The sequence below is a fragment of the Thaumasiovibrio subtropicus genome, assembly GCF_019703835.1.
In the GTDB taxonomy this organism is placed as follows: domain Bacteria; phylum Pseudomonadota; class Gammaproteobacteria; order Enterobacterales; family Vibrionaceae; genus Thaumasiovibrio; species Thaumasiovibrio subtropicus.
On record NZ_AP023054.1, the window covers coordinates 2,197,479 to 2,210,639 of the forward strand.

Below are 13,161 nucleotides of genomic sequence, written 5' to 3' on the forward strand. Positions count from 1 at the left end.
CATTGTGAACATTCTACTTACTTCCTTCCAACTCAACAAATAACTTACGATACCAATAGTTTTGCCTGCTGCTTCTTTCGCCACTCCATTGATAACCAAGTTCGCTAAATGTGATCGTGATCTGCCCATGTTCAACGGTTGTCAGCCATTGAGCCCCACTTTGCACATACCGTTGCTTTACAGCTTCGGATGGCAAGCCCCAAGGGTTTGTCCGCGAAACAGAAGCCAATGCGATATCAGGAGACAGTAGGTCGATAAATCGCTGAGTCGAGGAGGTTTTACTACCATGGTGCGGGACCGAAACCACGGTCACCCAATGAGTGTTTATTGGGGCATCCTGTGCTAAGAGCAGTTCTGAGATGGCATCAATATCCCCTGTCAATACAACACGATGTCGACCATCACTGATCTGCACAACGCAAGAGTGCGGATTACGTGCACGTTTCACCTGCCTTGGCGGCCAAAGCACCTCGAATCTCAGTCTTCCCCAAGACCAAGACTGCCCCCGGCTACAAGGTTGATATCCTTCACGATAGTCGCTACTTCTTTGCCAACTGGGTTGCCAGTATGCCGTTATATCGTTAGCACCGCCGTCATGGTCATTATCACCATGACTGATTAGCAAACCCACCAACTCGGTTATCTGCCATTGCTCCAAAACGGGTGTAACAACGCTGTTCGCCATGCTCCCGCCTTGCCAGCTTTTACCCGTATCGTACAACACGGCCTCTTCGCCTTGGGTGATCACGATGGCTAACCCATGTCCAACATCCAGCATGCTCAATTGCCAGTCACGATAAGAAAGGCCCCTACTCTGCAGCGTCAAAATAAGTACCCCTGCGACCACAAAATGCATACGCCAATAACGACGCGGCAATAACCAACACAAAATGGCTGCAATCACCGCCACAACCGCGGCCCATCTCCATGACGGGGATAGTGAAACTAGTTGTCCCTCAAACAATGGCAGCATCGCATTAATCGGCCATAGCGCCATATCTGCACACCACCAAAGTCCTTCAGCTATCCAGCGCACCAAAGCGTTGTCAGAAACTGTCGATGAAATCAGGGTTATAAGGAGCGTCATCATCAGAGTGGGTACCACACTGAACGCAAAGTAAGGGATTGCGAATAGGTTGAGTATGGGGCTCAGTAACGAAATGCCCCCAAACAAAGTTTGCTGTAATGGGGATAACATCAAACTAAGCCCTAACTGCATCACTATAATCTGCTGCCACTTACCCAACGTTCTGCACCACGTATGCAACGCAATGAGGGCAATAACGGCACCGAATGAAAGCCAAAGGGCATATCCCAGAGTAGAAAAAGGTTGAATAACCAATACTATGGCAAGAGTAAACAGCCAGAGGTCGATGGGCCGATACCGTTTCACATTGATAAGCCATACGCTAGCGACTACACACATCAATAGCGCACGTTGCGCGGACAAGCTCCATCCAGACAGCCAGGCGTAAAACGTCGCCGCGACAAGACCGATAATAAGAGGATATACAGGGTGATAACGGGTATCAGGGACAAAACGAAGAATCACTCCTCCTATCCGCCACCCGATAACAAAGAGCATTCCGATATGTAAGCCAGAGATAGCCATCAGGTGAGATAAACCACTGCTCGCAAGGTGTTGCCAGTCATCTTGCGTTAAACCTGCACGATAGCCAAAGCTTAGTGCCAACAAAAAGCGTTGGCTCGCCAACCCGTCAGTCAAGCGCACCACTCGGTCAAAAAGCCTTTGGCGGAGTGTAACACTCGTTTCTTTGATAACACTGCCAATAACGCGCCCCGTGCCATGAACGCCATTCGCAACCGCATACTTCTCGCTATCAAAACCCGCCACGTTAACCCGTCCAAAAGGTAATCGATGGCGAATCGTCCATTCTCCCGTCTGTCCACTTTTCATCCATCTTTCTGGCGGCTTAGGATAATACAGTCGCAGCAAAGGGCGGGATAAAATAGGCAATTTTGTCTCGTTTATTTCCCTAACCGAAACCAAAATTGAATTTTGGGAAAAAGAGGAAGAACTCAGGGTAACGACACGACCGACTATGGTAATATCCTGCGGCTGATCCGAGGATGTTGTGACAAGCTGAGCGGCGGTAAAACGGTAATGTGCCGCATGAATATGCAGGATACACACTCCGATACAAAAACTGACAAGCGGTACAAAAAAGTAATAGTTTTTACGTGACACCAGAATAAATACCACTACACTGCCAACTATTGCCAGCAACTCAGATAGTGATAAAAGCCGGGGCCACCAAGGCGATACCAAAATGGGTATCACAAGGGCCAATGCAAGTAATCTCATCAGGCTATTTCAGAGACACTATGCCAAAAAAGTTAATTAAACGATTTATTCCGAGCCATGAGCACATCAAACGCCAAAAAGCGTTAAGTGTTTTCGGCTCGTTGTTGCACAACCCTAACTTATGGTGTCTCAATCGTCGTTCTGCTTCCGGTGCCTTCGCTGTCGGTCTCTTCATGACCTTCGTTCCTTTACCCAGCCAAATGATCATGGCGGCAGGCCTCGCTATCGCCTTTGGCGTCAACCTACCACTTTCAGTAACCTTGGTGTGGATCTCTAATCCCATCACGATGCCAATCATGTTCTACTTGGCATACAAAGTCGGCGCATGGCTACTTAATACCCCAAGGCACGAGTTCTACTTCGAGTTATCATGGAGTTATCTTGCCGAGCAAATGTCCATTCTTGGCCCGCCATTCCTATTAGGCTGCCTCGTTTGTGGGCTTCTCTTTGCGCTGTTTGGCTATTTTAGTATTCAATGGCTGTGGCGATATTCCGTTGTGCGCAGTTGGAACAAACGTCGAATTCGCCGCCTATCGTTAAAAATACCTGCCGATAAACTCAAAAAAGTGTTACCTGGCAGCCGCAAACCGGCAGAAAATGACGCTAAGCCTGACTAGTTAAAGTCTCGTGTTTTAGGCGATACTCCCCCACTCAATCGGTGGCAAATCATCCGTGAGACGCCACCGTCAGATCCAAGGCAGTTCGATGACAAACAAAAAAGCTGTGAGTCACTTATCCTAAAGTGACTTAACACACTGCTTTTTCTTGATCATTTTGCCAACTCTGACACATTCCTAACATCGCTCGACCGCCTCACACTTTTCATGTTTCAACTTTGTTAAAAGTCGCCAATTTCCACATAATGAATCCAACGTGGCAGGAAGGCAGAGTGATATGGCAAAGTGGTTGTCGATATTCAGTGGATTCATATTCATGTGCAGTGTCTATGCGCAGAGTAGTCAAGGCATATCCTCACAGCACCTTGTTATCCTCACCTCATTCCCCGAAAGCTTTTACTCACCGATACAAACTCAGTTTGAGCAATCGCACCCCCATGTCGCCGTCCGAGTCATCAATAAAAAAACCCCGGCGCTGATAGCCCACCTCAAACAAGACCGGAGCCCGAAAGCGGATCTGGTCTGGTTGAGCAGCGCCGATGCAATGGCTCAGCTCCAACTCCATGGTCAAGTCTCTGACGCTTACACCTTTGCGTGGTCTCAATTTGGATTTTTCTGGGACCAGAGCAGACTCGCAGCCTTAAATCTCCCTCGGCCAGATAGTTGGGAAACGCTCTTACAGCCACAGTTTCGACACCAAGTTGCGATGAGCGCCCCTTCTCGTTCAGGGACGAATCACCTCATCATTGAGCTTATTTTGCAACAGTATGGATGGGAAGAAGGGTGGAAGTTGTTACTCCAACTTGGCGGCAACCTGTCGACGATTACCGCGCGCAGCTTCGGCGTAAGAGAAGGCATATTGCGACAACGTTTTACCGTCGCGCCTGTGGTCGATTTTTTCTATCGTAGCGCCCTAGCACAAGGTGCCAACGTTGCCTTTCAGCCAATGCGTCACACCCCATTAATCCCCGCTCAAGTTGGGTTAACCGCGCATAAGGATACACACCCTAAACGCCAACAGTTTGTCGACTTTTTATTGTCCGACCAAGGACAAGCAATCCTATCACTGCCCCAAGTCAGCCGCATATCCTTGACGGATGCCAAGCAGCTCAGCGCATACCAACCTGAGTTTGATGCGGTTCTCTCCGCATCACGATACAATACGGTCAATGCCTTGTTCGACCAGTGGATTACGCATCGACTGGAAGGACTTCACACCTTCTGGGCGCGGTGGCACGCACTGAATAATCAAGCGCTGACCAAGCCACAGCGCATTGAACTCCACCGTATCGTTGATCGCTTGATGCAAATCCCGGTTGACGAATCTGTTGCCTCAGACCCAACACTAAATCGGCAACTGAGCGCATCACAAAAGTATGATGCGTTCTATCAGCGTATTACTCAAAACTGGCAGACTGAAATGCACACGCAACTGACCGAAGCGATGGCAGTACTCGCTACAATAGAGAGCGAGGTGACGCAATGAAAAAACGCCACAGTATCGCCACCCGTATTTTCGCCCTATTCGTCTTATTAGGCAGTCTTGCTATTGGCTTAGTCATTACGAATGCCCTTACTTTGCAAAACCTCACTCGGGCTTCTGAGAGCTGGGTAGAAGAGCAACTGCCCATCTTAGTGTCTGCGGCAAAGTTTGCCGAACAAGGCGGGCAAATCACCACCGCCGCGACAAACTTAGCACTCGCGACTAACACCTCAGGGTTAAACAAGGCCCATCAAGATCTGCAAAAAGCGCTCCCTCGGCTAACGTCAATCGACCCAAAACAGGTCAGTGTACATCGGCAAAACGAAATCCATACTCTTGCTAACGCGCTCAGCGACAACATTGACCAAATTTACACTAACACCCAGCAGAAGTTGATCGTTCAACAACAGCAACGGCAAACTCGCCAACAACTCTACTGGATGCAGATTGACTTTGTCGATGAAGTCATTCCACTAAGCCAAGAGAGTCAGTTTAACCTTGGGTTATTGATGGAGAAGCTCAAACGCCGCCAACAACTTACCGCAGAAGAGTTTGCGCGGCTGAACACCGAAAGTAATACCCAAACGCAACTGCTCAAGCTCGAAGCCGACGTGAATCTGGTACTCGACTTACTCCAGCGAGTCTCACTATTTGATAACCGTACCGACATTCTCGCGGCGCAAAGCATGATAGATGAAACCGTCGTCGCCATTGCTGAGCAAATTGATGCCCTGGCTCCCTTGCCAAGCACAGTCACCATCCGGCAAATCGCACTGCAGTTAAACGAGTTCATTACAGGACAGTCCAGCACCATTAATAAAAGCCTGAAAGTGCTCGCACTCGACGAAGGAAATCAATCTCTTCTCGCAGAAAATCAAGCCATGGTGCAGCGTATGGGGCTGATCGTCACTCAAGCTGTCGACAATGCGGAAAGACAAGCGACCTCCACAGCCATCGCACTGAGCAAGCAGTTAAGTGAGAGCCGCTTCCAACTCAATTTCACGTTAGGCGTGATCATTGTTTTAGTCATATTTGTGGCTGTTTTTCTACGAACCCAACTGCTTAACCGACTCGAAAAAGTACTGCGCAGTATGCGCCATTTGGCACAAGGAGAGCTTCAACAACCCATCACGATTAAAGGGCAAGATGAAGTGGCCTCGCTGGCTCGTGCGACCAATGTTTTTAATGAAACCGCGAAACAACTTCGCCAACGAACCCAAGATCTGGAGGAGAAGAACAACCAATTGCTCGATGAGATCTTGCAGCGCCAGCAAGCAGAAATGGAGCTTAAAGAGACGCAAGAAGAGTTAGTGCAAGCAGGGAAACTCGCAGTACTTGGTCAACTAACGACTGGGATCGTGCATGAGTTCAGTCAACCGCTCGCAGCGATTCGCTCTAACACCTATCTCGCTAACCAGTATCTTGATCAGCACAACAGCGAAAAAACAAAAGAGAAACTCAACACCATAGATAGAATCACCGAACGTGCAACACGGCTATGTCAGCACCTCAAATCGTTTGCACGTAAAAGCGATGATGAGATTACAAGAACCCCCCTACGCAACGTGATCATCGATGCCATTGATCTGTTCACCGATAAGCTCCCCAAACCTTGGTATCAGATTGAGGTTGAACCTACGCTCAGTGTCGTCGCCAACCCTGTCCGCCTCGAACAAGTCTTAGTCAATCTCATCAGCAATAGTCTAGATGCAATACAAGCGAAACAAGGTAACACCGAGCAACCAGCGCGTTACGAGCCCCACTTGCAGATCCGAGCCACTCGCCGTGGCGATACCGTTCAGATTCATATTATTGACAACGGTTGCGGTATGAATGAAGCGCAACTCACCCAAATTTTTGAACCTTTTTTCACTACCAAAGACGTCGGGAATGGCCTGGGACTGGGTATGTCCATCACCCATAACATCATCCAAGATTTTGGTGGCACCATACAGATAACATCGTCCCCCCAAGTCGGCACGGAGGTCACCTTATGTCTCAAATCCATGTAGTGTTGGTCGAAGATGACAAAGAGCTGCGTGATAGCCTCGTCGAAATTCTCAGCTTACAAGGCCATCCCGTGACAGCGTTTGAATCCGCCGATAAAGCGCTGCCATGTATTCAGTACAACTGCAATAGCATCGTTATTTCCGATATTCGTATGCCGAACATGGATGGAATGACGTTTCTTCAACATTTGCAGCAACTCGATACCGAGCTGCCTGTTATTCTCATTTCAGGCCATGCTGACATAGAAACAGCCTTGAAGTGTATCAAGCAAGGCGCGTTTGAGTTTATTGAAAAACCGCTACACCCTGAGCATCTGCTGGGTATTACCGCCAAGGCTACGCAACACCGCCGCCTCACCCTTGAAAATCGTAAGCTCAAGCAAGCGGCAACGCGACAAATTACCCTCGATGAACTGTTGATCGGGGACTCTGAGCCAATGCTCAAACTCAAGCAACGTCTTGTGACACTGGCAAACGCCGATATCAATATCGTCATCAATGGTGAAACAGGGACAGGGAAAGAAAAAATCGCTCGGACGCTGCACAATCAATCGACTCGCAAGGACAAACCGTTTGTCGCCATTAACTGCGGCGCAATGCCCGAAAACCTTATCGAATCGGAACTGTTTGGGCATGAAGCAGGCAGCTTTACCGGTGCGAATAAAAAGCGAATCGGCAAGATCGAATACGCGTCGGGCGGCACTTTGTTCTTGGATGAAATTGAAAGCATGCCGCTCTCGGCACAAATCCGCCTTCTAAGAGTCCTTCAAGAGGGAGAACTAGAACGTGTAGGCAGTAATCAAAGTGTGTCTGTCGATCTCAAAGTCCTCGCTGCATCAAAAGAAAATCTGCTCGAATGGTCACAGCAAGGTCAGTTTCGTCAAGACCTCTACTATCGCCTCAATGTCGCCAGTTTAGACATTCCTCCCTTACGGGATCGAAAAACCGACATTCCGCTACTACTTGGCCATTTTCTCCACGCTGCTGAACTTAAGCTCGATCGCAAAGCACCTGCGCTTTCTCCGCTCCATTTCGAACAGCTGATGAAGCACCACTGGCCCGGCAATGTCCGTGAACTGATGAACGAAGCTGACCGTATTGTGCTCGGTATTTCCGATCTCATCTACCCGACCGAAAAAACGGAGTGTCACAGCCTTGCCCACCAGCTCACCCAGTTCGAATACTCGGTTTTACACCATACCCTGAATCAGTTTGAGGGACATATTGGCGCAACGGCCGATCATCTCGATATCCCAAGAAAAAATCTTTACCTACGGATGAAGAAGTTCGGTTTGAAGAAGGAGGATTATAATCCCAATGCACTTCCACTCGGCAATGCACAAGAAAACGACTGTTAACGTGAGCTGCAGTTTCAAGTGCATTAATGATTCAATCAAATCGCGGCAATCACATTCTGTTTCTCATCACAAAACTGCACCACCTTAAGCTCTCCTTTACTGTCTGCTTTCAAGATACTGTGCGACAGATTCCCCGCAAACGGTTCGTTCCATAAGTCATCTAAGGGATGCCCCAATAACGCTGTTAGCACCGTTTTAATGAAACCAGCATGGGAAACCACTAAAACAGTTTCTTTGTCATGATGCTTGGCGATCTGTTTCAATACCTTAACGCCCCGTGTTTGCAGTGATAAAAAGGTCTCTGCCCCCTCTGCGCTAAACTGACTCGGCTGTTGCCAAAAAGAGTGATAGTCCGCCGCATAGTGTTTTTCAACCTCTTCACGCTGCATACCCTCCCAGACGCCCATGTTGATTTCTCGAAGGTCATCTAACTGAGTCACATCCAAGATAGCGCTATCAAGCAAGAGCTTTGCGGTGTCATAGGCGCGACTCGTTGTCGAGCTGTAAGCAGCATCGAATACAACACCATCAACCTTTCCCCTCGCCTCCAATGCCTGCTGTTGTCCCAGCGCGGTCAAAGGTGAGTCCTTGAAGCCCTGCATACGTCCCGTCAAGTTCCATTCGGTTTGTCCATGCCGAAAAAGGTGGATCTCTGTCAAAGTGCTATCTCCCTATCATGCTAAGCAGCACAGTGATAGTGCCGCTAAACTCGCCATCGCCCAACGTGTCGTATCGAAGTTTCAGAGTCTGTTCACACAGATAATAAGTTCTCCCCCTGTTCCGTCGGTCATCAATGACCTATTCATTTAGCAGTAAGTCCGCCAAATGACACATACATCATCATGACTACAAGTATAACCACTTGAATTTTAGAAACAAAAATCAATTTTAACATTGGCATAACAATTGAAGTGCTCCTGTTAGGTTAATCGATACGATTGACTCGTCACCCTACAAAAGATCAATGGAGTGCAAAATGACAGCGATAATCACACCACTCAAACTCACTGGCGCCATCATGTTACTCATGGGAAGTGCCTCTGCGTATGCCATGTCTGACAAAAACCTTGTTATCGTGACCTCGTTTTCTAACGATGTCACTGACGTCTATAAAACAGCATTTGAGCAGAAATACCCCGGCATCACCGTTGAGATACTAAAGAAAAAGACCACCTCAGGGATAAAGTATCTCCAAGAGACGGCGTCTCGAAATGGCTCTGATATTTTTTGGGCTTCCGCACCAGATGCGTTTGAAGTGCTTAAAGAAAATGGCCTACTCGCGCAATATGACTCTTCAGTAGAAGGCATTCCTGAAACAGTGGGCGCTTTTCCGATTAATGACCCCGATGGTTATTACAAAGGCTTTGCCTTATCTGGGTATGGCATGATGTGGAATGAGAGATACATTCGCGCTAAGAAACTGCCCGTTCCCAAAGAGTGGGAAGATCTCGCCAACCCGATCTATTACCGCCATGTGGGTATGTCAGCACCATCGCGCTCCGGTACAACTCACCTGACGGTTGAAGCCATTTTGCAAGGTAAAGGCTGGGAAGAAGGTTGGCAGACGCTGAAAGCCATTTCCGGTAACTTTAAAACGGTAACAGAACGCAGTTTTGGCGTCCCGGATGGGGTTAACAGTGGTTCTTTCGGCATCGGCATTGTTATCGACTTCTTTGGTCTCTCATCAAAAGCCAGCGGCTTCCCGGTTGATTTTCACTATCCAACGGTAACCGCACTGGTTCCAGCCAATGTGGGCAAAATCAACAACGCCCCTAACCCTGAAGCAGCACAGGCCTTTATCGACTTCTTACTTTCTGAAGAGGGGCAACACCTCTTACTCGATGAAAAGATTCAACGTTTACCTGTAAACCCCGCGGTGTATGCACAAACACCTGAAGGCTTCCCCAACCCCTTTACCGGCGAGCAGTTAGGTACTGTCGACTTTGACTTAGCGCTATCCAAGTCTCGCTACAACGTTGTCAACAGCTTGTTTGATGTGATGATTACTTACCGCCTCGATGAGTTGAGAGATGCGATGCAAGCCATTCACCACGCAGAGTCGAAAGCAAAAGGAAATGCCGATGCGATGGCGCTGGTTGAACAAGCGAAAGCCCTGGTCTTTACCGTGCCGATCAGCGCAGAGCAAGCCAGTGACCCTGCTTTCGCGGCGATCTTTACCAAAAAGCGCAAGAAAGCGACCGACGAAGTCAGCGCTCGCCAAGCCGAAGTCGAACAGGCGTGGGACAACCTTGTCGTCGAGAACTACGAGAAGGCCGAGCAACTGGCAGAGCAAGCTCTCGATCTGCTGTAAAGCGGCCGAGCCAATGTCGCATTCGGCATTGGCCACTTTTCTCCCCCCACCCTTAGGGCGTGACCCAATCTGGGCTCACGTTGGGGGGACCTTTATCTTAAGAACACGGAGTTTCTTATGAGTAGTGTCACTCTGCCTGAACCAAAGAAGGCATCCGAACCCCATCACGGACTAGTAAAAAAAATACGTGAAGATTGGGGGCTATACCTCTCCGCGGCGATTATCGCAGCGTTTATCTTACTGTTTTTATTTATTCCAGTTTTGAAAGTGATCTTTGTTGCCTTTCAAAATCAAGAAGGCAGTTTTTCTCTGGTTAACTTTCAGGACTTCTTTAGCTCCAGTCTGTTTCAAGAGTCCTTCTTTAACTCTTTCTATGTCGCTTTTATGTCGGTGATTGTCGCTTCCATCATTGCGATGCCACTGGCCTATTTCACCAGCCGATTTCAGTTTAAGGGCACAGTTCTCATCCAAACCCTTGGGATTGTGCCTTTAATTATGCCGCCATTCATTGGCGCTGTGGCCATGCAATTGTTGTTTGGTGAAAATGGCACCATGAACTTACTGCTCGATGAGTACCTTGGCGTTACCATCCCGATTATGGAAGGGTTAAATGGTGTCATCTTTGTCCAAAGTGTTCATTACTTCCCCTTTATTCTGATTAACCTCTCTGCAGCGCTGCAAAATATAGATAGATCGATGGAAGAGTCGGCACAGTCACTAGGTTCGTCAGGGATGAGACTGTTCAGGCGTATCGTTTTCCCACTGGCCATGCCCGGCTATGTGGCAGGCGCATCGCTCGTTTTCGTCAAAGTGTTCGATGACTTGGGCACACCGCTGCTACTCAACGTCAACGACATGCTTGCGCCTCAGGCGTATTTGCGGATTTCATCGGTCGGCATCACTGACCCAATGGGCTATGTCATCTCAGTGATTCTGGTGGCCTTCTCGGCATTCGCACTGTGGGTCTCTTTTCTCGCTTTACGCGGTAAAGATTATTCAACCACCCAGAAAGGTGGCGGTGGGTTATCGAAACGCGAGCTGCGACCCATGGAAAAAGTGGGTTGCTACGCAGTCATCGCCTTTATTCTTATGCTCGTGCTCGCGCCACACTTCGCATTGTTGCTACTTTCATTAGGTACTATCTGGAGCTTTAGCCCTCTCCCTGATGCCTACACATTCGATCACTACACAACTGCGATAACGCAAGCCTCAGACTTTATCTACAACACGCTACTTTACGCAGGCTTAGCCGGGCTTGTTGATGTCATTCTCGGTACCGCTATCGCCTACCTTGTTTGGCGAACCAAGATTGTCGGGCGCAAGTGGCTAGACTTCGGCGCGATGGCGGCCCTTGCGGTACCCGGGGTGGTCTTGGGCATTGGCTACCTGCGCACCTTCTATGATATTGATTTGCCCATCATCGGTACGTCCATGGCAACTTGGTGGGGCATTATTGTCATCGCACTCTCTGTACGCCGTTTACCGTATGCCTTGCGCTCCTGCGTTGCAGCACTGCAACAGGTCAGCCCCTCGCTTGAAGAAGCATCCTCGAATCTCGGGGCAAAACGCAGCACCACCATCCGACGGATCGTCGTCCCATTGATGGCGGCAGGTATTTTAGCCGGGTTCGTCACGGCATTTGCTACCGCGGCGGTCGAGCTTTCAGCCACCATCATGTTGGTGTCCCAAGAGTCTGATGCCCCCCTCGCGTATGGCTTGTACATCTTCATGCAAAGTGCAGCTGGTCGAGGCCCAGGCGCAGCACTCGGTGTCATCGCGGTGCTTATCGTCGGTTTAGCGACTTATCTCAGTCACACCATTGTTGAACGTACGCGTCGTGCCCACGGCCAGAAAAGTCACTAGAAGAAGGAATTTCCCATGAGTTTAGAAAACAACCAAAAAGTCGGCATTAAGATAAACAACCTGAGCCTTTCCTTTGGCGAAACGGAGGTGCTCAAAGGCGTGAATCTCGATATTCAACCGGGTGAGTTTTTTGCTTTTCTTGGCCCTTCGGGTTCAGGTAAATCGACACTACTGCGCGCTATTGCTGGATTTGGGCCCGTTCCGAATGGCGAGATATTATTGGGGGACGAGAATGTGATCTCTCAACCGCCTTGGACTCGCAATGTGGGTATGGTGTTTCAAAGCTACGCGTTATGGCCACATATGACAGTGCGCCAAAACGTCGCTTATGGCCTCGAGGAACGCAAGGTAGTGAAAGCAGAGATAAATAGACGTGTCGATGACGCCTTAGCGTTGGTCGGCTTACACCATCTGGCTGACCGGCGGCCTTCGCAGCTTTCTGGCGGACAACAGCAACGTGTTGCCATCGCCAGAACGGTCGTTGTCGAGCCTCGCGTCCTTTTGCTCGATGAGCCGCTCTCGAACCTCGATGCCAACTTACGCGAACAGATGCGCCGCGATTTGCTTTCCCTACAACGTCAATTGGGATTGACCACCATTTTCGTCACCCATGACCAAGAAGAGGCGAACACCATCTCCGACCGCATTGCCGTTTTGGATCAAGGCGTCATTCAACAAGTTGGAGAGCCCATCGAACTTTACGATAACCCGGCCAACAAGTTTGTCGCAGACTTCCTAGGTACAGCGAATGTCTTAAATGGCAGGGTGAATGATTCAAATCAGGGCGCGGTTTTCACGTCAGAATCCGGGATACATTTTCCTTACAGTACAGCGCGACGCGGCGATGTTTCGCTGATTTTCCGCCCACAAAGCTTGGAAATCTGCCACCACGCCACCTCTAGTCAAGGCATCGCCTTACAGGGCCACGTTAGGCATCGAGAATTTCTTGGCCACTTGGTGCGGTATGGTGTGGATGTGGGCGGTCATTTACTCATGGTCGACGACCCGCACCTTCGAGGCACAAAACACATTAAAGATGGTGAACCTGTCACGCTTCAGCTCAACCCGGATGAAATTGTTGCCCTGACTTAACCCATCGAAACAACACCACCATAAAAAAGCAGTGAATACATTGGCCCACATTTAGTGGGCTTTTTTTTCATTTTAATAGCGCTATTATGAGGACTTTTATGT

The 13,161-nt window shown here is 49.1% G+C and carries 9 protein-coding genes; 7 read left to right on the forward strand and 2 right to left on the reverse strand.

Features of this window, described 5'->3' with window-relative positions:
• Positions 1-13: 13 nt before the first annotated feature.
• Positions 14-2,326, reverse strand: coding sequence for a DNA internalization-related competence protein ComEC/Rec2 (locus tag TSUB_RS09700; protein WP_087017342.1), 2,313 nt, complete (start codon positions 2,324-2,326; stop codon positions 14-16).
• A gap of 20 nt (positions 2,327-2,346) precedes the next feature.
• Here TSUB_RS09700 and TSUB_RS09705 point away from each other — a divergent pair, with 20 nt between their 5' ends.
• The 4 genes from TSUB_RS09705 (at position 2,347) to TSUB_RS09720 (ending at position 7,793) form a co-directional block, all read left to right on the forward strand.
• Positions 2,347-2,943 carry a DUF2062 domain-containing protein gene (locus tag TSUB_RS09705; RefSeq protein ID WP_087017374.1) on the forward strand — a complete coding sequence of 199 codons (597 nt, stop codon included), beginning with the start codon at positions 2,347-2,349 and terminating at the stop codon, positions 2,941-2,943.
• Between the two features lie 277 nt (positions 2,944-3,220).
• A complete protein-coding gene (locus TSUB_RS09710) occupies positions 3,221-4,429 on the forward strand; it encodes an ABC transporter substrate-binding protein (protein WP_087017340.1) in 1,209 nt (402 codons plus the stop codon).
• Positions 4,426-6,438 (forward strand): ATP-binding protein, encoded by a 2,013-nt coding sequence (locus TSUB_RS09715; protein ID WP_087017338.1) that lies wholly within the window; start codon positions 4,426-4,428, stop codon positions 6,436-6,438. Before TSUB_RS09710 ends, TSUB_RS09715 begins: the two co-directional genes overlap by 4 nt.
• Positions 6,420-7,793, forward strand: coding sequence for a sigma-54-dependent transcriptional regulator (locus TSUB_RS09720; protein ID WP_087017336.1), 1,374 nt, complete (start codon positions 6,420-6,422; stop codon positions 7,791-7,793). Before TSUB_RS09715 ends, TSUB_RS09720 begins: the two co-directional genes overlap by 19 nt.
• A 35-nt stretch (positions 7,794-7,828) precedes the next feature.
• On the opposite strand, the gene TSUB_RS09725 is transcribed toward TSUB_RS09720, so the two are convergent.
• Complete coding sequence (locus TSUB_RS09725) at positions 7,829-8,452, reverse strand: histidine phosphatase family protein (protein ID WP_087017334.1); 624 nt, start codon at positions 8,450-8,452, stop codon at positions 7,829-7,831.
• Positions 8,453-8,769: 317 nt separating this feature from the next.
• On the opposite strand from TSUB_RS09725, the gene TSUB_RS09730 reads away from it, so the two are divergent.
• The 3 genes from TSUB_RS09730 (at position 8,770) to TSUB_RS09740 (ending at position 13,059) form a co-directional block, all read left to right on the forward strand.
• A complete protein-coding gene (locus tag TSUB_RS09730; protein WP_192867820.1) occupies positions 8,770-10,104 on the forward strand; it encodes an ABC transporter substrate-binding protein in 1,335 nt (444 codons plus the stop codon).
• A gap of 117 nt (positions 10,105-10,221) precedes the next feature.
• Positions 10,222-11,967 (forward strand): ABC transporter permease, encoded by a 1,746-nt coding sequence (locus tag TSUB_RS09735; RefSeq protein ID WP_087017329.1) that lies wholly within the window; start codon positions 10,222-10,224, stop codon positions 11,965-11,967.
• A gap of 15 nt (positions 11,968-11,982) precedes the next feature.
• The gene (locus tag TSUB_RS09740; RefSeq protein WP_087017327.1) at positions 11,983-13,059 is read left to right on the forward strand and encodes an ABC transporter ATP-binding protein; all 1,077 of its coding nucleotides are present in this window, start codon (positions 11,983-11,985) and stop codon (positions 13,057-13,059) included.
• Positions 13,060-13,161 lie beyond the last annotated feature (102 nt).

What these genes read in the sequence shown, in the direction of transcription:
- TSUB_RS09700 (WP_087017342.1), bottom strand. Translation starts at nt 2,326, where the DNA reads ATGAGATTACTTGCATTGGCCCTTGTGATACCCATTTTGGTATCGCCT.
- TSUB_RS09705 (WP_087017374.1), top strand. Translation starts at nt 2,347, where the DNA reads ATGCCAAAAAAGTTAATTAAACGATTTATTCCGAGCCATGAGCACATC.
- TSUB_RS09710 (WP_087017340.1), top strand. Translation starts at nt 3,221, where the DNA reads ATGGCAAAGTGGTTGTCGATATTCAGTGGATTCATATTCATGTGCAGT.
- TSUB_RS09715 (WP_087017338.1), top strand. Translation starts at nt 4,426, where the DNA reads ATGAAAAAACGCCACAGTATCGCCACCCGTATTTTCGCCCTATTCGTC.
- TSUB_RS09720 (WP_087017336.1), top strand. Translation starts at nt 6,420, where the DNA reads ATGTCTCAAATCCATGTAGTGTTGGTCGAAGATGACAAAGAGCTGCGT.
- TSUB_RS09730 (WP_192867820.1), top strand. Translation starts at nt 8,770, where the DNA reads ATGACAGCGATAATCACACCACTCAAACTCACTGGCGCCATCATGTTA.
- TSUB_RS09735 (WP_087017329.1), top strand. Translation starts at nt 10,222, where the DNA reads ATGAGTAGTGTCACTCTGCCTGAACCAAAGAAGGCATCCGAACCCCAT.
- TSUB_RS09740 (WP_087017327.1), top strand. Translation starts at nt 11,983, where the DNA reads ATGAGTTTAGAAAACAACCAAAAAGTCGGCATTAAGATAAACAACCTG.